A 22,541-nucleotide genomic window follows, 5' to 3' on the forward strand; every position below is an offset into this window, starting at 1 on the left:
GCCCCCAGCCCCAATAAAATTTCCAATTCGCTTCTTTCAGGGGCTTGACATCTTACCGCTGGACTTTGTATATGTCACTTTTGGGGGAATTAGTTTATATTCCGGCGCCCCAGTCATAGGCCTCCGCCACAGCGACAGCCTGGCCTGGCCTGTTATTGTTCGCCAGCTGCTGTTCGGCTTGTTTTTTCAATGTGCTCAAGTCAAAGGGCGTTTCCTGGTATACATAATAGTTCAGCCAATTGGAAAACAGCAGGTTCGCGTGGGCTCTCCAGGTGATGGCCGGCAGCTTCTGCGGATCATCGTCCGGATAATAGTTCCGGGGGATGGCAATCTCCATGCCCTTGCCTACATCCCGGTCATATTCCCACTTCAAGGTACAGGGATCGTATTCCGAATGTCCGGTTACGAAAATTTGCTTGCCGTCCGTGGTTGCGGCGATGTAGACTCCCGCTTCATCGGATTCCGACAGAATCTCCAACCCCGGCAGCCCCTCCAGATCGGCTTTGCGGACCTCGGTATGGCGGGACTGGGGCACCATGAAGATTTCGTCGAAGCCGCGGAGCAGCTTGACATTGGCTTTGTTGATGCGGTGGGGAAACACGCCGAACATCTTTTCCGACAAGGGATATTTGGGTACGCCGAAGTGATAGTATAAGCCTGCCTGGGATGCCCAGCAGATATGCAGCGTGGAAGTCACGTTGACCTTGCTCCACTCCATAATCTGCGTCAGCTCATTCCAATAGGTAACATCCTCGAACTCCATGGTCTCCACAGGCGCTCCCGTGATGATCATGCCGTCAAATTGCTGGTCGGCTACCTCGTCGAAGGTTTTGTAGAACAGATTGAGATGCTCCTTGGAGGTGTTCTTGGACTGGTGGGTGGCCGGATGCAGCAGCACAAACTCCACCTGCAGCGGCGTATTGGACAAAAGCCGCAGAATCTGGGTTTCCGTGGTTTCCTTGGTGGGCATCAAATTCATAATGGCAATCCGCAAGGGCCGGATGTCCTGATGAAAGGCTCTGTTCTCTTCCATGACGAAGATATTCTCGTTAATCAGCACTTCTTTCGCAGGCAAATGGTCGGGAATCTTAATGGGCATCCGTGTCATCTCCTTTAATTAAGAAAAAAAGGACCCTTCTCCAAAGAGAAAGGCCCTGTCTGTCAGCTTGCGGACAACCTCTCTCTTATCTCTCAGAAAGCTGTGCGCTTCTGCAAGAATTAGCACCGTGCACAAACGTGCCGGTTGCCGGGCTTCATCGGGCTAGTCCCTCCGCCTACTCTCGATAAGACAGAACATATTAGATTGATTATAATTTTACTGTTTTTTGCCGCAAAGTCAAGGTGCCATTTTGGTAAAAAACAACCCTGGATAAAATTTATCCCAACCTGTCTCCGCACCGGATAGTGGCCTGCGCTTACCGCTTCTCTCTGCACCCGGAAGAGCGTAGCGGAACTGTGCGACTCTTAAAAGCGGCTTTTGCCGCTTTTTCCCACCTGTGCGGAACTAAGAAGCCCTTATTCCCCGCCGCCGCCTGATTTCCTCCCTATTTTCGCCGAATCAGGGATGTAACGGTTTCTCGGTTCCGTTAATCATCCAAACTCCCGTTTTCATCCCCATAAGAGTCGCTCAGTTCCGCAACGGCAGCCTACCGGCCTGTCCCCGCCAACTCCCCGCCGACATCACTCCGGAAGGAAAAAAAAGAAGGCTGGTTCCGGTTGACAAAGGCTCCGGCTTGCCCGTTTGCAAACCAGGAACGATTCCCAGAGTGCCGCAAGCTGCGAAAGGGCTTCCCTTCCCGGGAAGTGAAAAAAATCTGCCCAGGCTATGCTGGACAGATTTGAAAAGAGCCGAAGAATGAAAGTTATTATTTCTTCGCCACATATTTGCGGATGTCAAAGGCCACCGCGGCGACGATGATCAGGCCCTTGATGATCAGCTGCCAATAGGGGCTGACGCCGATAAAGGTGAGGCCGTAGTTGATGACGCCGAAGATCAGCACACCGGCCATAACGCCCGGCACAGTGCCGATGCCGCCGGAGGTGGAGACCCCGCCCACAACGCATGCGGCGATGGCGTCCAGCTCATACATGTTGCCGTAGTTATTGGTGGCTCCTCCCGTGCGGGCGGCCTCCAGGACGCCTGCCAAGCCGTACAAAGCGCCGGCGATGGAATAAATGTAGATCAGATTGCGCTTCACATTGATGCCGGACACCACCGCGGCCTGGATGTTGCCGCCGATGGCGTACATATTTTTGCCCAGGCGGGTTTTGTTGAAGATGATCCACACCAAAACGGCCACCGCGACGGCGATAATGACAATGTACGGGATGGAATAAGGACCGCTTGGACCAATGTAGCCGGTGCCCAGATGTCCGAAGTCGGAGCGCAGGCCGCCGATGGGTTGGGATTCGTTAGGTTTCATGTCAAAATATAGAGAATTTAGGCCATAAACAATAACCATCGTACCGAGAGTGGCAATAAAAGGCGGCACATTAAACCGGGAAACGATCCATCCGTTCATCAAGCCAACTGCCAAACCCACAAGAATGGCCAGAACAATCGGAACGAACAAGGGCAATTCCGGCAGATTGGGAAAAAACAGTCGCGGATAATCCGAGGCTTGCAGCATGGATGCCGAGATCACGGCGGACAAGCCCACCAGCCGGCCGGAGGAAAGGTCCGTTCCGCCGGTAATCAGAATGAAGGCGGCGCCCAAAGCGATAATCGCTTTGGTGGAATTCTGCAGCAGAATGTCCCGCAGAATATTGATGGACAGAAAGTTGGGGTCCTTGATGGCGATTCCCGCAATCAGGGCGATCAGCACAAAATAAATCGCATTTTGCGAGAAGATGCTCTTGGATTTTTTCAGATTTTCTCGAAGGGCAAGGTTGTTCATCGGGCAATCCTCCTAAGGGCTTTCCGTATGGAAAGCCAGCATCGTAAGCATAAGCTCAGGGCTTTGCCGTAAGGCAAGGCCGGCATCGTAAGAATAAGCTAAGGGCTTTCTGCACAGAAAGCTGGCATCGTAAGATAAGCTTATGGATCGGATAGAGCTTGAAGCGGCCTCAGGCCTGGGCAGCCAGGCGCATGACCTCCTGCTCGGTAGCGGTTTTGCCGTCTACAATACCGCTTAGGCGGCCTTCATTCATGACCAGCACCCGGTCGGACATGCCCAGCAGCTCCGGCATCTCCGAGGAAATCATGATGACGCTTTTGCCTTGTTTGGCCAGGTCGGCAATGATGGTGTAAATCTCGTATTTGGCTCCCACGTCAATGCCACGGGTCGGCTCGTCGAGAAGCAGAATATCCGGCTCGGTCAACAGCCAGCGGGCCAGCAGCACCTTTTGCTGGTTGCCGCCGGAGAGGTTTTTGATCAATTGGCTGCTGGAGGGGGTTTTCACCCGCAGTCGCTGGATGCTGCTCTCCACATCGGCCTTCATCCGCCTCTTGTCCAACAGAAGATGCGGACGCTGGTAGCGGCCCAGATTGGAAATCACCGTATTCTCATAAATGCTCAGCACCGGGAAAATGCCGGTCGCCCGCCGCTCCTCTGTCAGCAGGGCAATCTTGTGGCGGATAGCATCCACAGGGGATTTGATCTTCACATCCTTGCCGTTTATCTGAATCCGCCCGGAGGCCAATGCCCGCAAGCCAAAGATGGCTTCCACCAGCTCTGTCCGCTGGGAGCCCACCAGACCGCCGATGCCGAGGATTTCCCCCCGCCTAAGCTCGAAGGACACATCCTTAAAGGACTTGGGATTGGCCGAGGTCAGTCCCTCCAGCTTCATCAGCGTGCCGCCGGGCACATTGCTGCGGGGCGGGAACCGCTGGCTCAAATCTCGGCCTACCATCCGGGAAATGATCAGATCGGTGGTCAATTGGGAGGCCTGCCAGGTGCCGATTTTGGCCCCGTCCCGCATGATGGTCACCTCGTCGGAAATGCGGAGAATTTCCTCCATTTTGTGGGAAATATAGATAATCGAAACGCCCCGGCTGCGCAGGTCCCGGATAATCCGGAACAGCTGCTCCACTTCATTTCCTGTCAGCGAGGACGTGGGTTCATCCATAACAATGACCTTGGCGTTAAAGGAGACGGCCTTGGCGATTTCAATGGATTGCACCTTGGAAACAGAGAGTGATCCTACCAGCGCCTTCGGATTGATGTCCATATTCAGATTGTGAAACAAAGCTTCCGTATCCCGCATCATTTTCTTGTGGTCTATCAGAATCCCCTTCGTGGGGAACCGCCCCAGCCATACATTCTCCGCCACACTGCGGTGGGGGACGGGATGCAGCTCCTGGTGAATCATGGAGATGCCCTGATCCAGAGCATCCTTGGAGCTGCGAAGCTCCAGCTTGCGGCCGTTCAGCAGCATTTCTCCCGCGTCCGGCGTATAAATGCCGAACAGGCATTTCATTAAGGTGGACTTGCCTGCGCCGTTCTCGCCCATCAAGGCATGAACGGTGCCTGGACGCACCTGCAGCGTCACGCTGTTCAGAGCTTTGACGCCGGGAAATTCCTTGGTGATCTCTCTCATCTCCAGCAGATATTCATTCTCCACTTGCCGTCCCTCCTATCTCTAAAGGCATAGCAAAGCCGGGGGCGCAGCATCGGCTTCCACCATGTAAGCCCCCGGCCTGCTCCTTGCCTGACTCCTATATTCCAGCTGCCAACCGGCTTGAGATTAAGCCCGAGTACAGATTACTTTGCTTCGTCGATGTTGGCCTTGGTAATTTTCTTGTACTTGATCCAGACATACTTGCCGTCGGTAATGTCATAGCCGGTGTTTTCCTTGCTGGGGGTTTGGCCCAGGGCCAGCACATTGGCCAGCTTCAGTGCAGCCTTGCCTTGGTTTTTGGCGTCATTCAGGACGGTGCCCAGAAGCGTACCCTCTTCCAGCGCCTTCAGGGCAGGAGCGGTGGCATCTACGCCTACAACCGGCATGGTCTTGCCGTCCTTGAAGTAGCCGGCAGCCTTCAGCGCTTCAATAGCGCCCAACGCCATGTCATCGTTATTGGCCAGCACTGCCTCGATTTTGTCGCCGTTGGCTGCCAGGAAGGCGGCCATTTTCTCCTGGCCCTTCACCCGGTCCCACATAGCGGTGTCCTCCGCCAGCTTCTGCACCTTGATGCCGGCATCCTCAATGGCCTGGATGGAGAACTTGGTCCGCAGCTCCGCATCCTGGTGGCCCGGCTCGCCCTTCAGCATGACGTATTGGAGCACGCCGTCCTTGTTTTTGTCCATGGCCGGATTGGCTTTCCAATTGTCCACCAGAAGCTGGCCGGAAATGGTGCCGGATTCCTCTGCCTTGGCGCCTACATAATAGACCTTATCCCATTTTTTCATGTCGTCCTGCAACGGCTCACGGTTGATGAACACCACCGGAATATTGGCGGTTTTGGCCTTATTGATGATGACGCCGGCGGCAGCCCGGTCAACGGGGTTGATGGCCATGGCATTCACCTTTTTGGTGATGAACAGATCCACCTTGTCGTTCTGGGTCGGCTGAGAGTTCTGGCTGTCCACGATATCCACCTTGGCTACACCCTTGGCGGCATCGGAGATGGCGTTCCGTACGCCGGTCATGAAGGTATCGTCAAACTTGTAGATGGCAACGCCGATGTTGGGCTGTTTGCCGGAAGCGTTTTCAGTTTGGGCGGCAGATGCGCCGGGGGAAGCGGGGGCAGGGCTTGAAACAGTTTCTTTTTTATCGCCGCAGCCTGCGGCCATAGCAGCCAGAATGGCACCAGTCGTCAATACCAAAAGTGTTTTTTTCATTTGTTTGAGCCTCCCTTTAAGTTCTGTCTTCATTATGCCGAAAAATCCCCTCCTTGCGAATTCAAAATCCTCATGTGAATTATCGAAATCCTCATGTAAAGCGAATGAAAGGAAATATATTGAAATAAATTTAGATATTTACCTAATTAATGGAAATAGCAGCTTCTGATTTGCCGGCGCAAACATGTCCTCTGTCCGCACCACCGCAAAACCGGTGTCCACCTGCTCTGGAATTTGCCGCCGTTTCAGCGCGTCAACCGCGTGGCGGACGCCCAGATATCCCATGCCGAAGGGATTCTGCACCACCAGCGAACGGATGACCCCGTTCTGCAGCAGCTCCAGCTCCTGCAGGGTGCTGTCAAAGGACACCAGCTTCACCTGCCGTTCCTGCCCCAGGCTGCCCAAAGCGTCTGCCGTCCCCAAAACCGCCGCGGAATTCAAGGCGATGATTCCGTCCAAAGGGCCGGAGGTCCGCGCAAGCTCCAGAACCAGCTCCTTGGCCTGCTGCTGGTCGGAATAGGAATCCGCTTTGCCGGCCAACTGCAGCTCCGGGTGACGGTTCAGCACCGACAGGATGCCTGCCTCCCGCTGCTCCGATTTGGGCGTGCCCGGAGCAAAACCTACCAGGGCAATCCGGCCGGAGGCTCCCCCCAGCAGCCGGACCAGCTCCTCCGCCGCTTTGGCGCCGGAGCTGAAGTTGTAGGTGCCGATATGGGCCTTCACCTTAAGGGCGGCCAGCTCGGAGTCCAGGGTCAGCACCGGCACCCGCTTCTGCGCTTCCGTGAGCGCCTCTGCAAGGGCCACTTCATCGTTGGGCGCCACAAGGATCGCGTCGGCCCCGTCAGCCAGCGCTTGGCGGACCAGCTCCGCCTGGCCCTCTCCGTCCTGCTCATCCTCGGGGCCGAGGAAGCTGATGCCGGCTCCAAGCTCCTTGGCCGCCGCCTCCGCGCCGGTATATACAGTCTTCCAATAGTCGCCGTGGCGCATCCCCATCACCAGGGCGATGGTATAGGCGTGCTGCTTGGTCCGCGCCTCCGACCCTGGGGAGGCACCGGGGCCGCCGTCCCGCAACCGCCCAAACTCAGCCAGCAGCAACGCCGCCGCCAGCACAACCGCCGCCAATGCAATTCCCATTTTGCCAAACCGTCGCTTCATGGCTTCTCGCCCTCCCCGGCAGCTTCATTGGATAGAAGCGGCAGCCAGACCTTCACTGTGGTGCCCTCCTCCAAACGACTTGCAAATTCCAATCCATACGGCTCCCCGAAGGTCAGGCGGATTCGCTCATGGACGTTGCGCACGCCGACGCCGGAGCCGGAGCTTTTGCGGGCGGAAACAGAGGCATTCAAGCTGCCGCGGGCCTCACTGGCCTCTTTCTCCTGGTCCCGGCCCCATGCTTTTTCCCGGTCCCGGTCCAGAATATGGGCCAGCACCTCCTCCGGCATTCCCAGCCCGTTGTCCGTTACCGTAATCAGCAGCTTGTCATCGGCGATTCCCGCCGCCACCCGGATTTCCCCTTCATCCTGCATCATCTCGATGCCGTGCTGGATGGAGTTCTCTACCAAGGGCTGCAGGATCAGCTTCAGCGTCAGACAGGACAGCACCGCTTCCTCCGCCTCGATGGTGAAGCGGAACTTATTTTTGAACCGGATATTCTGGATAATGAGATAATGGCGGATATGCTCCAGCTCATCCTGAAGCGGGATCATGTTCTTTCCCTTGCTCAGACTGATCCGGAACAGCCTGGACAGGGAGGTGATCATGGTCACCACCTCGCTGTTGCGCCCCCCTTCCGCCAGCCGCACCACCGAATTCAGGGTATTGTACAAAAAGTGCGGATTAATCTGCGCCTGAAGCACCTCCAGCTCGCTCTTTCGTTTGGCCTCCTGCTCCCGCTCATTCTCCCGCATCAGCTCCCGGATTCGGCCCAGCATCAGATTATACCGCTGGGACAGCTGCTCCACCTCCCGGGTTCCGGCCACGGCAATGACGGAATCGAAATCTCCCCGCTCCACACTTTTCATGGACTGGCCCAACTGCTTGATGGGTTTGGAAACCACGGCGGACATATAGGCGGATACCCCCACCACGAACAGGATCACCACCACCAGAAACCAGACCATAAAGGTGCTGATTTCTCTGGCCGAGGTTACCAGCTCATCCATATACGCCACGCCGACGATTTTCCAGCCGATATTCTTTACCGTCTTCACATGAACCAAGCGCCGCTCCCCGCTCTGGCGGTCATAGAAGCTGCCGTAGGAGTAGTTCATCACCTCCGCGGCATTGGGCTCCTCCTTCAGCCCCAGATAGATCAGCTGCTGCTCGGGATGGTAAATCAGATTGCCGTCGGGATCGGTGATATAGATGTATCCCTTTTTGCCCAGGGCCACCCTCCTGCACATGTCATCAATCGCCCGGAAGTTTACGTCCAGAAGCATCACGGCCTCTACCCGCTCCCCGCCGTTTTCGCGGATGGACACACTCTGGCTAAGGGATACCACCCATCTATATTCCCCCGGATACAGATTTTGAACATGGGGCGGCGAATATTGCAGGTAATTGGGGTAGTCGGCGGCATAGGCAAACCAGCGCTGCCCGATCACATCCACATTCTCCCGGAGCTGGGTGTGGGGATAGCCGGTAAGCAATCTGCCGTCCTCCGCGAATACGCTGACGGACACCAGGTCATTGCGGGTATTGACGATGGTGGCAAGCTGCTCCAAGGTTTCCCTGCCGGAGAGGGAGGCGCTTTTGCTTACCCGGTCATCCAGCTGCCGGAACAGCTCCTCCATTCCCCGCAGATAATACTCCACATTAAAGTTCACCTGCTCCACAATCTGCTCCGTATTCAGGTAGGCGCTCTCCTCCGCCGTGCGGGAAAACTTGCTGTGCAGCACAAGGCCCACGGCCAGCATGGCGATGATGATAATGGCGGTGAATACAGTGGTCATGTATGCCTGAATGCTTCTTTTGCCGCGGCGGGCGGCTGTCAGGCGGGCCCAGCTTCTCCATCTGCTCCCCACGGATTATCCCCCTTTGATGCTGCTGCGGTACTCCTTGGGCGACATGCCCACATGCTTTTTGAAGCTGAAGCTGAAATAATTGGGCTCGGCATACCCCACTTTTTCGGCGATTTCCATGGCCCGCAGGTCCGTGGTGCGGAGAAGCTCCTTGGCCGCTTCCATCCGGATATGAAGCAGGTAGGCCACGAAGGTGGTTTTCGTTTCTTTTTTGAAAATACTGCTGAAATAGCCCGCGCTGATATGGAGCTGGCTGCACACCTTGTTGATGGACAGCTCGCTGTCCCCGTAGTTGGCCCGGGTATAGGCAATAGCCTCCTCCACCAGATTATGCAGGGCGCTCTGGCGCACTACGGCGATGCTCCCCATCATCCTGGCGCAGATGCCCACCAGCCAGGCCTTGGCCTCCGCCAGAGTGCGGAACCGGTACAGCTCCGCCAGGGACGCCATATTGTCGCCGAACAGATCATCCAGATCCGCGTCGGCATCCTTGGCCGCCCGGAGCACCGCCGTTACGATTTCCATCAAATACAGTTGATATTCCTTTACGGATACCGGGGCCTCCGCCAGCCCCTGAAACAGGCTTTCGATAATATCCTTCAGCTCGTCCGCCGTTCCCGTCTTCAGACATCTGACCAGGGATTGCTCCTTCAGCTCGTCAAAGCGCATCTTTTCCACATGGCGCTGCTCCACATCGGCGATGCTGATGACCCGGTTGCCCCCCAGTATCACCCGGTAGTCCAGAGCCAGCACCGCATCCTTGTAGGAATAGGACAGCCCCGCAGGCTCGTGGATTACCACCCCGATGCCAATGGTCACCGTCAGTTTCAGATAGCGCTCGATGGCTTGGCGAATCTCCTCCGCCGCGGCCATAGTGGCTGCCGTCACCGCTTGAGGGTCCCGGTCCATGCTGATGGTCAGAAGCACCACCTGGCCCTGATGCAGGAACACCCGGCCCTGATTCCGCGCCGCAGCGATTTCCTCGGCAATGTTGAGGGAGGCGAAGAGCAGCAGCTCCTGATCCTCGGAGATAGAAGGTGTGTTCTCTTTGCCGGGGGTGCCTCCTGCCGCAGCCTGCCCCGCGGCATCTATGCTGATCACGGCTGCCTGGAAGCTCTCGCCTGCCAGCCGGAGGTCGTAGAGGGCGGATTTCTCCTCCAGCTCCCTCCGCTTCAACGGCCGCATCATCAGGGTGGCCAGGAAATTCTCCCGCAGCACCGGCAGGCTTCTCCGGTAATGCTCCCGAAGCTGGGCCACGTCCCGCTTTTCCGCCGCCTCCGCATCTAGGACACCCCGCATTTTGGCCAACACAGCAGCAAGGTCTTCCGAGGAAAAGGGCTTCAGCACATATTCATCCACCGACAGCTGGAGGGCGCGCTGGGCGTATTCAAACTCATCGTAGCCGGACAGAATGATAATCCGTGTGCCGGGATAATGGCGCTTCACCTGCTCCGCCAGCTGAAGCCCGTCCATAAACGGCATCCGGATATCCGTCAACAGCAGGTCCGGGGCTTCTTTGGCGAACAGGTCCCATGCCTCCTGCCCGTTCTCCGCACTGTCCATTACCCGGAAGCCCAGGCCCGGCCAATCCGTTCCCGCCACGATGGCCTCCCTGACCTCAAACTCATCCTCCGCCACCAAAACCGTATACAAGCTCATCCCCCCGCATCTGTAGCCGCAAAATAATCCTTATAGCTATTCCCTTATATTGTATCGATTTCCCCAGAAAAGAAAAAGCGGCGTAGCCAACCGTTCCGATCCCGAATATTGTATTGCAGGCGAACAAAGGCTCCGTCGGATTTTGCCGCTCCGCTGAAAATCGTTGAAAATCGCAGTTGAAAAATCCGGCATGCTTGGCTATACTAACGAGTGTCTCAACAATTTATTTCCCGTTTCAAAAATCTGATGTTTGTCGAGGTGATTGTCAGTATGGACGGAAACCCAGCGAGGTTAAGACGGATAGACGGTTTGAACATGAATACGTCAAACACCAGTTGGCACATCCGACATACGTAGCCGGAACCTGTACCGCCTCTGGTGTTTTGCGTTGTTCCCGTTTTTAGTCTTTGCATCCGGGGATGAGCGTTAAACATGAGGAGGGATGGCCATGAAAGTGCGCCTGGTACAAAACGGAATTTTTACAATCATTGACGATGTGGCAAAAGCGGCATTCCCGCCGGAAAGCGGGTTTTATTGGATTGACGCCGAGGTGGAGGACCTTGTTACCCTCCAGCCGCTGTTTCAATTGCATGATCTGGCTATCGAGGACTGCCTGAACGAAGAAGAGCAGCGGCCCAAGCTGGAGATTTTCGACACCCATTATTTTATTGTGGTGAACAGCATCCGGTTTGACGACGAGGAGATTTTCCTGCGGGAGATGAACATTTTCCTGGGGAAACATTATGTGATTACCGCCACCCGCCAGAAGCTGCGGGAAATCCGTTCCATCAAGCCCATTATGATGGAGGAAGAAATTAATTCGCCGGATAAATTCCTGTACCATCTTCTGGACTTGGTCGTGGACAATTATTTTACAGTAGGGTACCGAATTGAATCGAAGATCGAGAAGCTGGACGAGGACATTCTGATCAACCCCCGCAAATCCCATCAGAACGAGATCATCGGCTTGCGCAGCGAGATCATGTGGCTGAAGAATGTGCTGGGGCCGCAGAAGAATGTGATAATGGCTCTAACCAAGAAGGATCTCCGGCTCATCAACGAAAACCTGCAGAAGTATTTTGATGATATCTACGAAAATGCCGTTAAAATTCATGAAACCTTCGATACCTTCCGGGACCTGATCGGGAACTTGCGGGAAGCTTACCAGCTTTCCCTGTCCAACCGGATGAACGATATTATGCGCATGTTTACGGCGCTGACCACCATTTTTATGCCCATGACCATCATCACCGGCTTGTACGGCATGAACTTCGACAATATGCCGGAGACGCATTGGAAGTACGGCTATTACGGCGTGCTTGGCCTGCTGGTTGGCATTGGCGCTGCCATGTTCTACCTGTTCCGCAAAAAAGAATGGCTGTAAAGCCCGACCGGCAACTGACCGCAAAACGGAGGCGCATGATGCGCCCCCGTTTTTTTGTGTCCTGCGGTGTTTGCCTGCTGCAATGTTTGCCGCTTCTTCATTGTCTGCGTCTGCGGCCCCGGTGCTCCCGTTCCTGCGGTTAGCCCGCTTCCTCTTCCAAGGCCGGTTCCTCCGGGGCCGGGCCTTCGGCTGCCTCCGCAGCCATAGCATGGTTCAGCCGCATACGCAGAAGACGGAGCTTTTCGTACAGATTGCCAAGATCCTGTCCCTCCAGCTCTTCCCCGGTATACCACTCCTGAAAGACAGGCTTCAGAAGGCGCGAGCCATGTTTGTTGAACAGCTCCCCGGCGGCGGCCAGCTTGTCTGCATCCATTCCGGTCAGCTCCGCGGCAACAATCGGCTCCATATTATATCCTTGCTGATCCAGCTCCTCCAGAAGCAGAACCAGCTCCCTGCGGGGCAGTCTGGTGATTTCCGCCAGCTCCTTCAGCGTAAGTCCCGCTTCCACTCCCTCCAGCACCAAACGGCGGACCCGCTCCCTTTGCTCCTCCTGCTCCTCCTTCAGCTTAAGCTGGCGGACCAGCCAGGCCTCAAACTCCCTCTGCTCCACTTTGCCATAAACCCAGTTGAGGGGAAAACCGCCCATACGCTCCTGCTCCCTGCCCCCGGTTATGGCCAACAGCTCATGGCCGTATGCCTCCGCTTTGCGCTTGCCAAAGCCGGGAATTTGCCGCAGCTCCTCCACCGTCGCGGGAAGAAAGGCGCAAACCATGTGCAGCATCCGGTTAGTGGCCACAATATAAGCGGATTTATTCTCCTTCTGGGCCAGCTGCATCCTCCATTTGCGCAGCTCCTGAAAAAGCTCAGGATCATGATGGGTCTCCGCATAAAATTGCAGCATCAGCTGCTCCCTGGATTTGGCTCCTTCGCCGGAGGTTTGCAGGCTGGTATCCACCAGCGGGTAATAGCCGGCCAGCCGCTTCTGCCATAACCCCTCCCGGTAGGCCTGGAGCATATCCTTCCACGCCGGCCCCTCAAACCAGTCCTCCTGCCCGCCTTTGCCGTCCCGGCTCTCCCCGGTCCACAAAACCCGGAACGCCCCCTGATGCTCCGTGATGGATACCTGGGCCGTAACTGACGAGCCATCCTCGCTGCGGCATTCCAATGTGCTCAAAAAAATCAGCTGCATCCTCTTCTCCTCCTAAGCTGGTTATGGCTTCAAGCCGCCCGGCCCGGCATCAAGCGCAAAAAAAAGCACCCCTCACGCCAGACCAGGCGCAAGAGGTGCTTCCTCCGTAACTTGAAGTTACCTATACTTTAGCATATGTTCCGGATGCTGGCAATAGGGGAGGGAATTCTTTTAGGCAACCGGTAGCGGCTGTCGGTAACCTCCGGACGGAGGGAGAGGCTGACGGCATCCCTCCGAACAGCGGGTAGCGCGGCTGACGGGCCTGACGACCCCCTCCGAACAGCGGTAGCAGCTGATCGCCCCCCTCCTCAAGGAGGTATATATGAAATTTCGAGTACATTTCCCCCAATAGGGCCGATTTGGGTACGTTGGAAATGAAATATCATACATATTTCCTGGGATATGGCCATTTAGAGCCGATTGTGTATGAAATTTCAAGTATAACACTGCTCTCAGAGCCAATTTGGTCCAACTGTATATGAAATTTCGAGTATAACTCGTAACTTCACAGATGCCGCACACTTTTGTCCTGGTTCGGCCCCCTTCTGTTAGAATCTCCATGGCCTCGCGGCTATCGTCAAGAAGGAGCAAATAGATCGATACGATACAATAGGGGCATAAGTTGCTCCACATTGTATCGTATTTTTCGCAACTTGCTGGCTGCTGAACCGGCAGGGCTAAGCCCAAGGGAGATGGGGGCAGGAGCCGGGTTTTCGTGTCCAGGTTTTGTATGCGTCAGGAGGACAAATCCTCCTGGAATGTCCGTTGGAAAGTGGACATGGAGGTAAATAGGGATCGCTCGGCAGGTATGTCTATATGTAGCGGTTGAACAGATCATATTCTCCATATATTGTGTTTTGTGAAAAAAGTAGAGGGAGAAAGAGCTGCTAAGCACATGTCCACCTTGTGAAAGACAAATTTCGCAAAATGTCTACTGCGAAAGAACAAAACTATAGAGCATTCACATTAGAATCACGCATGGCCCGCTATTTTCGGCGTAAATACTTTTTGGCAGAGCAGCCAGCAAAGGTTGAAGTCCGGATTATTTTACCGGGAGAAAGCCTCTATGGTATGATGAAGCCACCAACAGACGGGAGGTTCAAACGGATGACCGCTGCCAACCAATTGGATTTTCTATATGACATAACGGAGGAGACCTCCACCCGCTTTGTCAGCTTTGTCGGCCCCAGCGTGAAGCGGTTTGATCTGGCCATTATCTCTACTGCCCGGTTCTTCGGCAAAAAGCTGGTGGCGGACCTGCAAACCGGCAAAACCGCCATACTGGGTCCCGACGATCTGAAGGAGGAGGAGTATCTGGAGCATATTTACCAGTTGGCCACAGACGAAGCCGAGGAGCTGCGGGCCTTTTTGTCGGAAATAATCGGGGACATCAGCTTCACCGATATTTAGAGCAGCTGTACTTGGGCCTAGCCGCCCCACCGCGGACCGCACCCTCGCCGTCAGTCCCGTTAGCCAACCACCCGCCAATCGCCACCGCCGACGCACGCACAAAAAGCTGCTTCCCCAAGCCGTCAACCGGCCGGGCAAGCAGCTTTTTAGATTCAGCGGATTCCTTAAATCTTCAGCACGCCGCCGGAGCTGGCGTTGGTCACCAGCTTGGAGTAGCGGGCCAGATAACCCGTCTTCACCTTGGGCTCGAAGCCCTTCCACGCCGCGCGGCGCTTCTCCAGCTCCTCGTCGCTCACCTTCAGCGTAATGGTGCGGTTGGCCAGATCAATCTCAATGGTATCCCCATCCTCGACAAAAGCGATGGGACCGCCCTCCGCCGCTTCCGGCGATACGTGGCCGATGCTGATGCCGCGGGACGCTCCGGAGAAGCGGCCGTCGGTCAGCAGGGCCACCTTGGCGCCAAGACCCATGCCGGAAATCTGCGAGGTGGGAGCCAGCATCTCCGGCATGCCGGGGCCGCCCTTGGGCCCCTCATACCGGACGATGACCACATGTCCGGCCTGCACCTTGCCGCTGGCGATGCCCGCCAGTGTCTCATCCTGGGAGTTGAAGCAGATGGCCTTGCCGGAGAAGAAGCTGCCCACGGACTTGTCCACGGCGCCAACCTTGATGACGCAGCCTTCCGGCGCAATATTGCCGAACAGCACGGACAGGCCGCCCTGCGGGCTGTGGGGGTTGTCCAACGGCCGGATGACCTCGTGGTTCTTGATCTCGCAGCCCTCCACATTTTCCCGCAGCGTCTTGCCGGTTACCGTCAAACAGCTGCCGTCCAGCACGCCTTCCTTCTTGAACAGCTCGTTCAGGATAGCGCTGATACCGCCTGCATGATGGACATCCTCAATATGATAGTCCGATGCCGGGGCGATTTTTGCCAGATGGGGAACCACCTTGGCCTTCTCATTGATCCGGGAGACGGAATATTCAATTCCCGCTTCCTGGGCCAGAGCCAGGGTATGCAGCACCGTATTGGTGGACCCGCCCATAGCCATGTCCAAAGCGAACGCATTGTCAATAGCCCGCTCTGTTACAATATCCCGGGGCTTCAGATCCAGCTCAATGATCTTCATCAATTGCTTGGCGGAGCGCTTCACGAACTCCTTGCGCTCATCCCAGGTAGCCAGAATCGTGCCGTTGCCCGGCAGCGCCAGACCCAGGCCCTCCGCCAGACAGTTCATGGAGTTGGCGGTAAACATGCCGGAGCAGGAGCCGCAGGACGGACAGCCGTAACGCTCCAGCTCGTCCAGGGTTTTGTCGTCGATAATGCCCGCTTGGTGGGCGCCCACACCCTCGAATACGCTGTTCAGGTTAATGGAGCGGCCGTTCTTGTCCTTGCCCGCCGCCATAGGTCCGCCGCTGACGAAAATGGTGGGAATGTTCAGACGCAGAGCGGCCATCATCATGCCCGGGGTAATCTTGTCGCAGTTGGGGATGCAGACCATGCCGTCAAACCAGTGGGCGGCCACCACCGTCTCCACCGAATCGGCGATAATCTCGCGGCTGGGCAGCGAATAGCGCATGCCGATATGACCCATGGCAATGCCGTCGTCCACGCCGATGGTATTGAACTCGAAGGGCACGCCGCCGGCCTCGCGGATGGCTTCCTTGACGATTTTGCCGAATTCCTGGAGGTGCACATGGCCCGGCACGATATCAATATATGAATTGCATACCGCGATAAAAGGCTTTCCGAAATCTTCCTCTTTCACGCCTGCGGCCCGGAGCAGACTGCGGTGCGGCGCGCGGTCAAAACCCTTGGTGATCATATCGCTGCGTTTTGAACCTTTTAACATGATGCAAAAATCTCCTTCCTGCAATCCATAGTTTTATGTTTTTACAATTTTAGCACGTTTAAGCGCAAAAGAAAATCCGAATTCACCTGGAACACAGGACAAGCTCAATAGACGAACCGCGAAAACGCAAAACATCCGTGCTGATGCCATTACCCTGACCTGGAAGATTGCAGCGGCAAATATTTGAAAATGGGAAGGAGCAGCAATCCGAAGTACGCCAGAGGGTATAAAGAACAGCTGAGGGCCGCGCCAAGCAGGAAGGACACCCCGTGACTGTAAAAGGCAAGGACAAGCTCAAGGGCCGTGGGCGTTCGTTCGAAGGCTCCCACTCTCCTCCCCCTCCGACCATTCCCTGCCCGAGTCGGATGCTGCTGACGGTTCACCGGCCTCCTTGGATTCCTTCACACCTACAGCCGACACCTCTTCTGCTGCCGTTTCACCAGCCTCTCCGGACTCCCTCCCGCGCCCAGCCGGCACCTCTGCCTCCGCCCAGAATCCGGACCAAATCCCCCTGGGAGTCCACATCCAATCCCGAGAAGGGCTCATCCATCAAGAGCAGGGCCGGCTGCTCCAGCATAGCCTGCATGATGCCCACCTTCTGCAGCATCCCCTTGGAAAAGAACCGGATGGGCGCATCCTTGGCTTGCTCCAGCCTGCACAAGAGAAGCAGCTCGCCGATTCACTCTCGGAGACGGCTCTTGTCCATGCCGCGCACCGCCCCCATGTGCTCCAGATATTCCGCCGGACTGAAGCGGAGGTGGCGTCATTCCGTAAAGTCCCCACTTTCCCTTAATGTGAAAACCTTAAAACAAAAACCGCCTCGCTGTAAAGAGCGAAGCGGTTGATGCGGCATGATTCGTGTATGATTGCTTCGGCGGCGCCTAGTCCAATCCTTGGTCCGGCCGTCAGTCCAGCCGGAAAATCTGGATGGTCCGGAGCATCTGGCCGGAAACCTGGCTCATTCTGTCCGCCTGGTCCGTCATCTCCTGAATGGAGGCAATCTGCTCGTTCATGGAGGCGGATACCTCCTCCGTTCCGGCTGCGGACTCCTGGGTAATGGCGGAAATATTCTCGATAGCCGAGGAAATCTTCCTGGCGCCATCCAGCATAACTTCGCTTTCCTTGTTGAAGTTATGGATCTGTTCGGTTATGTATTGAATGCCTTGGACAATCTCATTGAACACCTGGGCGGTTTCCTCGATCATGCCGCTTTGCATGTTGACAATCTCTTCGTTTGCCTTGATGTTCTCACTGGCTTCCTTCACGCCGTTCTGAATCCGGTTGACCAGGTTGAACACCTCTTTGGTGGCCTGGGTGGATTCCTCCGCCAGATTGCGCACCTGCTGGGCGACAACGGCGAAGCCTCTGCCGTGCTCACCGGCCCTCGCCGCCTCGATGGAGGCGTTCAGGGACAGAAGATTGGTCTGCTCGGCGATATCCTTGATGGTGCGGGTGATCTTCGTAATGCCCTCCGCCTGCTGGGCCAGCTCCTTAATGGTGGCGGCTACAGCCAGCGTGGCGGCAATATTGCTCTTCATGCCCATGCCTTGCCCTTCCACGGCATTGCGCCCTTTCTCCACCAGCGCGATCATCAGACCGGACTGGTCATTCATGGACTTGGCGGAATTGGCGAAGTTCTCCACCTTGCCCTCTATATCCCGAACAGAGCCGGTCATATCCGAAACATCCTCCGAGATGGAGCTTGCGCCTACGGCCAGCTCGTTGGTGGAGATGGCCACCTGGCCCAGCACATCCCGGAACTCCTGGCTTTTGTTGCGGATGTTAATGGTGGTGTCGGACACCTGTCTGGCGATGCTTGTGGTATCCTTCAGAATCCCCCGCAGCTTATCGATCATCTGGTTCAGGGCATTGCCCAAATCGCCGAAGGCGTCATTGCTTTCAATCCGCACCTTCTGGGAAAAGTCCCCCTTGGCCACATTCATGGCCACCCGCGTCATATGCTCCACCGTCTCCGTAAGCTTGGACTCGATCATGCGAATCAGCGGAAACGCAATGCCCAAGGTCAGGATCAATTGGATGACCCACTCCAAGAAGGTATGTCCCAGAATAAAGGTCTTAATGAGCTGCAAAATCTCCGCCATTCCCAACAATCCGTAGCAGCCCACCAACAGCTTTTTGCGGAAGGACCAACTATTCATAAAATCCATGGCGTCCACTCCTCTGCCAATAAAATGAAAACGATTTCTTTACCAAATATTATAGCATTGAAAAATTTTTTGGTCTATGTCGAAATTCGGTAGATTTTCGGCCCCAGATATTGTGAAACCATCTCCGGAATGCAATAATGGAGGGTAGAAAAAAACGGGTACCCGATTTTCAAAGAAAAAGGTGAATTTATGATCCAGCAGCATCTATTGCTCATCGACGGCTTCAATTTGCTCAGCAGAGCGCATTTCGCCACCTCTTACAACAGAGCCAACGACCAACTGAAAAATAAAAACGGCGTTTACAACAACGCGCTCCGCGTGTTCTACCAGAAGCTGTTCAATCTGGTCCGGGAGCACCGGATTACCCATCTTTCCGTCCTGTGGGATGTGAAGCGGGAGGAAACCAGCCGCCGGCAGAAATACGCCTCCTACAAAGCCACCCGGACAGAGCTGCCCGAGCCGCTGTTGGACCAGTACCTGAGCTGCCGGGAAATTCTCGAGAGCATCGGTGTCCACCAGCTGTCCCTGCCTCCCTATGAGGCGGATGATTTGCTGGGCGCCTTCTCCCGTCGGTGGCCGGTGGACCATTGCTTTATTTACAGCAATGACCGGGACCTGCTGCAGCTCTTAAGCGCCACCTCCTCCCAGATCATCGCCGGCAAACAGGGAGAAACCGTCTACACCTGTGAGCATTTCCAGGCAGACTACGGCATTGCGCCGGGACAGTGGACAGATGTGAAGGCGCTCCTCGGGGATACCAGCGACAACATTCCGGGCTGCCCGGGCATCGGGGAAAAATCCGCCCTGCCCCTGATCCGGCAGTACGGCACGCTGGAGAGCCTGTACGCCTCCCTCGACCAGTTGGAGCCGCACTTGAGCAAACACCGGAAAAAGCTGGCGGCCGGACAGGAATCCTCCTTTCTGAGCAAGGAGCTGTCCACCATCATCGTGGATATTCCCGAGCTTGGCGAGTTGCCCTTGGAGGCTTTGCAGCTGGCTATCCGGCACGATGCCCTGCGCGCTTCCATGGACCAATATGAGCTGAACCTCCGAGTGGATTCCTTGGGAGCATAACAGCCGCGGCATGGAACAAACAGGCCTGCTCTGCCAATATCCGGCAAAGCAGGCCTGTTCCCTTTTGGGGGACCCTTTTACAAAATATCCAGCGCGATCTTCACAACGACTTTCTTCACGGTGTCTGCCTTGTCTCCCGCTGCGCACAGAGGACGGTGAATGTCATCCGGGAAAAAGACGGCGAACATGCCGGGGCGCAGGAGCACATCGGTTTCGTCCTTCACCTCGGTGTAGAAGGCGATATCCCGGCTGCCCAGATAATCCTCGGACGGCACCGAGTCCGCAGAGCGGCGGGCTACCCCGATCACTTCCCCTGCGCCGCTGACCAGATATTGAATGTCAATATAGCGGTCGTGGGCTTCCGGCTTGCGGTCCTGCTTGGGCTCCGTCTCCGAAACAGACACAAGAGCAAACATCTTGTCCCCATCGATTTCGTAACGGCCAACCTCAAGCTCCTCCGGACGGTTCTCCTCGATAAAGGCCATTCCTTTTGCCAGCGCCTTGGAATAGACATGCGCTTCTTTTTTCCAGGAATCCAGATTACCTACGATCATTGCGGACTGCACCTCTTTATCATAATGGGTTGAAGCCGGCAGCAAGCGCCGGCCGGCTTCTTCAGACGAAACCTCATTTACGCCAAAGCTTCCGATTCGGCGGCTTCCTTGTACAGGGACTGGAACAGCTCCACCATTTTTACATGCTTGCGCAGGGATTTCTCGTGGATCAGATTCAGCTTGCCGTTGTCCAGGGAACCGAATACCCGGATCAGGTCCTCGTTCTCATGGCTCCAATCGAAGCCGTCGAAAATTTGCAGGCATTGCAGCCCCTTTTCGTCGTATTCGCCGTTTTTGAACAGGTACTGATGGGCGTACAAGGCGATGCCCTCCTGCATCACACGGCTGGAGGTGGAATATTGGGGCAAACCAGGCTGCTCCGGCATCATGGGCAAAATAGTATTAAAGAATTGATGCAGAATCTCCACGTAGGTGGCCGGCGCTTTCCTGACCCGGCGGGCCAGCTCGTAGGAGGTTTGCAGGCGGCCGGAAAACAGCATGACCGAAGTGGAATACAGCCAGCTGAAGGACGTAAAGTTTTTGTTGAAGGAGGTCAGATTGCTGCGCTTTTCCACACCGGCGGCCTTCAGGTAAACATTGTGGTCGGCCACCTGCTGGATCACCAGATTCAGCGGATCGGTGGAGTCGAAGGAATGGCCCAGCTCCTTGCTCACCAGCTGCACCTTGGAGTTGATGTCGCCGAACAGCTGCTTCTCCTCTTCCTCGACCAGACCCACGTACAGCTGCACGGACAGCTCCGTTTCCACCAAATCCAGGCGGCGCTTCTCCAGCTGCTCCAGCAGACCTGCCGTTTGGGTGGCCTCCTCCTTCAGCTCCTCATTCTCCCCTTGGCGGCGGATTTTGAGCTTGAGGGCAGCCAGCTTCTTCTCGTAGCGGCGGACTTCCTTCAGCATTTGCTCGTTGACGTAGCCCAGAGCCATAATCCGGTGCTGGCCGTCCAGAATGCTCAGCTTGGAGCCGTGGCGCAGGTACAGATTTCCCTCCTCGTCGCGGGCCAGCTGGCTAACATCGCGCAGAGACAGGGTTACAGGACCGAAGAATACATGGTCCAGCTCCCGCTCCTGCAGATAATTGGCGATTTTGCGGCGCTGCATGCCGGAAAGCTTGCGCTGCACCATGGAATCGATGGCGGTATAGTTCAACAGATCCTGCACCGGCAGGGAAATGGTTGCCAGCCCAAACCGGTCGCAGAACGGATGAATGGTCATATTTAAGCATAAACCTTCCATTAGCCCGCATCCTCCTTCGTCCCGATCAAGATCAGTTGGTTATTGGCATAAAACTCCTTGATATACTGGTAAGCCTTCATAATCCGGCTCCGTCTCGGCAGGCGGTCCTTCTCCTCGCCGACATAGATGCCGTCCCAGTCGATATGGGGCAGAATCTTCAGGGCATGCTCCAGGGAATAACGGTTGAAGCTGCCGGTTTTGACGGCTTCCTCATGGGCGAACAGCGCCAGCGCCAGCTGCACATTCTCGGACCAGGCGATGACACCCTTGCCCGGCTTGGGCAGATACGCCACCAGCCGGTCCAGATAGAAGGAGGCTTCCTTGATGGCGGCATCCTCTTCCTCCTCGGTGAACTGGTAGCCGTTGTTGCGGGCGGAGGCGCGCATGCGGCCTTCAAACAGGGCGCACATAATCTCCACCAGCAGATGATAGGACCAGAGGAACTCGGGGCCCTTGCCCCGTTCGGTGAACATATCCACGCCGATATCCTGCAGGTTCGGATCGCTGTCGGCAAGACGGGACGCCACCACATGATAGAACCGGCGCTGATCCCGGAGAACCGCCAGATTGCCCCCGATCTTCCGGGGCAGCTTGTTGATGTCGCTGAACAGCTGGCGTTCCTGGCGGGCGTCGATGTCCAGATAGATCATGACAGACATGGGGAACTGATAGAGGCTGTTGAGCTTCTGCGAAATTTCCTCCATCTTGTCATACTCCCGGCGGTCCTTGGCCCGAGCCATCAGGCTCTGGAAGGATTCCGTCAGACGCTGGAAGGCGGCCAGGCGGTGCTGCCCGTCAACCACATACAGCTTCTCGATGGCCTTCAGCCGGTACACGCCGGCATTTTCGTCGTATTCCCCAGCCCCGCGGGCGGATAGAATAATGCCGGGGAAATACACGGTTTGCTGATGATCCAGATACAGCTGGATATAATCGATCAGCTTGGTCAGGTTTTGCGGAATAATGGAACGCTGCACTTCCAGGTCCACCTCATAAATGGACAGAAGCTTGCTCACCGGAAGGGTGGTGGAAATGGTAGTCTGCCCGAAGGTACGGGCCAGCTTGCCGGGTATTTCCACGAACGACCCGGCTTTCTGCTCGGACAAAAGCTCGGACAAAGATTGAATGGAGTCCATCATATCACCTTACTTTCTGCATAAATTTGTACCGCCTATATTACCATCATAGACAGAATGGATTAAA

17 protein-coding genes and 1 riboswitch are annotated in these 22,541 nt (G+C 55.8%); of the genes, 3 read left to right on the plus strand and 14 right to left on the minus strand.

Going from position 1 to position 22,541, the window contains the following annotated elements; translation table 11 throughout:
* Positions 1–94: 94 nt before the first annotated feature.
* From metA to DQG13_RS18445, 7 genes are all read right to left on the minus strand, one after another.
* Positions 95–1,099, minus strand: coding sequence for a homoserine O-acetyltransferase MetA (gene metA / locus DQG13_RS18415; protein WP_113021255.1), 1,005 nt, complete (start codon positions 1,097–1,099; stop codon positions 95–97).
* Between the two features lie 82 nt (positions 1,100–1,181).
* Positions 1,182–1,290, minus strand: a riboswitch (SAM riboswitch).
* Positions 1,291–1,865: 575 nt separating this feature from the next.
* Entirely contained in the window at positions 1,866–2,897 is a 1,032-nt protein-coding gene (mglC, locus tag DQG13_RS18420) for a galactose/methyl galactoside ABC transporter permease MglC (RefSeq protein ID WP_113021256.1), read from the minus strand.
* A 169-nt stretch (positions 2,898–3,066) separates the two neighbouring features.
* Complete coding sequence (locus DQG13_RS18425) at positions 3,067–4,539, minus strand: sugar ABC transporter ATP-binding protein (RefSeq protein ID WP_113021336.1); 1,473 nt, start codon at positions 4,537–4,539, stop codon at positions 3,067–3,069.
* 164 nt (positions 4,540–4,703) lie between these two features.
* The gene (locus tag DQG13_RS18430) at positions 4,704–5,780 is read right to left on the minus strand and encodes a galactose ABC transporter substrate-binding protein (RefSeq protein WP_113021257.1); all 1,077 of its coding nucleotides are present in this window, start codon (positions 5,778–5,780) and stop codon (positions 4,704–4,706) included.
* Positions 5,781–5,918: 138 nt separating this feature from the next.
* Positions 5,919–6,935 (minus strand): substrate-binding domain-containing protein, encoded by a 1,017-nt coding sequence (locus DQG13_RS18435; RefSeq protein WP_113021258.1) that lies wholly within the window; start codon positions 6,933–6,935, stop codon positions 5,919–5,921.
* Positions 6,932–8,803, minus strand: coding sequence for a sensor histidine kinase (locus DQG13_RS18440; protein ID WP_258525746.1), 1,872 nt, complete (start codon positions 8,801–8,803; stop codon positions 6,932–6,934). The genes DQG13_RS18435 and DQG13_RS18440 overlap by 4 nt, the downstream gene beginning before the upstream one ends.
* Positions 8,804–8,806: 3 nt before the next feature.
* Positions 8,807–10,459: a response regulator gene (locus tag DQG13_RS18445; protein WP_397333997.1), complete on the minus strand. Its 1,653-nt coding sequence runs from the start codon at positions 10,457–10,459 to the stop codon at positions 8,807–8,809.
* A gap of 448 nt (positions 10,460–10,907) precedes the next feature.
* On the opposite strand from DQG13_RS18445, the gene corA reads away from it, so the two are divergent.
* A complete protein-coding gene (gene corA, locus DQG13_RS18450) occupies positions 10,908–11,843 on the plus strand; it encodes a magnesium/cobalt transporter CorA (protein ID WP_113021260.1) in 936 nt (311 codons plus the stop codon).
* A gap of 139 nt (positions 11,844–11,982) precedes the next feature.
* On the opposite strand, the gene DQG13_RS18455 is transcribed toward corA, so the two are convergent.
* Complete coding sequence (locus DQG13_RS18455; RefSeq protein ID WP_113021261.1) at positions 11,983–13,032, minus strand: HRDC domain-containing protein; 1,050 nt, start codon at positions 13,030–13,032, stop codon at positions 11,983–11,985.
* A 1,071-nt stretch (positions 13,033–14,103) separates the two neighbouring features.
* On the opposite strand from DQG13_RS18455, the gene DQG13_RS18460 reads away from it, so the two are divergent.
* Positions 14,104–14,442, plus strand: coding sequence for a DUF3055 domain-containing protein (locus DQG13_RS18460; protein ID WP_258525747.1), 339 nt, complete (start codon positions 14,104–14,106; stop codon positions 14,440–14,442).
* Positions 14,443–14,606: 164 nt separating this feature from the next.
* On the opposite strand, the gene ilvD is transcribed toward DQG13_RS18460, so the two are convergent.
* The 3 genes from ilvD to DQG13_RS18480 form a co-directional block, all read right to left on the minus strand.
* Positions 14,607–16,292 carry a dihydroxy-acid dehydratase gene (gene ilvD / locus DQG13_RS18465; RefSeq protein WP_113021263.1) on the minus strand — a complete coding sequence of 562 codons (1,686 nt, stop codon included), beginning with the start codon at positions 16,290–16,292 and terminating at the stop codon, positions 14,607–14,609.
* Between the two features lie 436 nt (positions 16,293–16,728).
* A complete protein-coding gene (locus tag DQG13_RS31745; RefSeq protein ID WP_113021265.1) occupies positions 16,729–16,953 on the minus strand; it encodes an ATP-binding cassette domain-containing protein in 225 nt (74 codons plus the stop codon).
* 244 nt (positions 16,954–17,197) lie between these two features.
* On the minus strand, positions 17,198–18,460 hold the full coding sequence (locus DQG13_RS18480) for a methyl-accepting chemotaxis protein (RefSeq protein ID WP_181592834.1): 1,263 nt from the start codon (positions 18,458–18,460) through the stop codon (positions 17,198–17,200).
* A gap of 189 nt (positions 18,461–18,649) precedes the next feature.
* Between DQG13_RS18480 and DQG13_RS18485 the strand changes: the two genes are divergently transcribed.
* Complete coding sequence (locus DQG13_RS18485) at positions 18,650–19,534, plus strand: 5'-3' exonuclease (protein WP_113021266.1); 885 nt, start codon at positions 18,650–18,652, stop codon at positions 19,532–19,534.
* Between the two features lie 77 nt (positions 19,535–19,611).
* On the opposite strand, the gene DQG13_RS18490 is transcribed toward DQG13_RS18485, so the two are convergent.
* The 3 genes from DQG13_RS18490 to DQG13_RS18500 all read right to left on the minus strand — a co-directional run bounded on the left by DQG13_RS18490 (position 19,612) and on the right by DQG13_RS18500 (position 22,477).
* On the minus strand, positions 19,612–20,088 hold the full coding sequence (locus tag DQG13_RS18490; RefSeq protein ID WP_113021267.1) for a NanQ anomerase/TabA/YiaL family protein: 477 nt from the start codon (positions 20,086–20,088) through the stop codon (positions 19,612–19,614).
* Positions 20,089–20,165: 77 nt separating this feature from the next.
* Positions 20,166–21,338: a DNA sulfur modification protein DndB gene (locus tag DQG13_RS18495; RefSeq protein WP_113021268.1), complete on the minus strand. Its 1,173-nt coding sequence runs from the start codon at positions 21,336–21,338 to the stop codon at positions 20,166–20,168.
* On the minus strand, positions 21,338–22,477 hold the full coding sequence (locus DQG13_RS18500) for a DNA sulfur modification protein DndB (RefSeq protein WP_258525748.1): 1,140 nt from the start codon (positions 22,475–22,477) through the stop codon (positions 21,338–21,340). Before DQG13_RS18500 ends, DQG13_RS18495 begins: the two co-directional genes overlap by 1 nt.
* Between the last annotated feature and the right edge of the window lie 64 nt (positions 22,478–22,541).

Source organism: Paenibacillus sp. YN15 (genome assembly GCF_003285005.1).
Lineage (GTDB): Bacteria > Bacillota > Bacilli > Paenibacillales > NBRC-103111 > Paenibacillus_AR.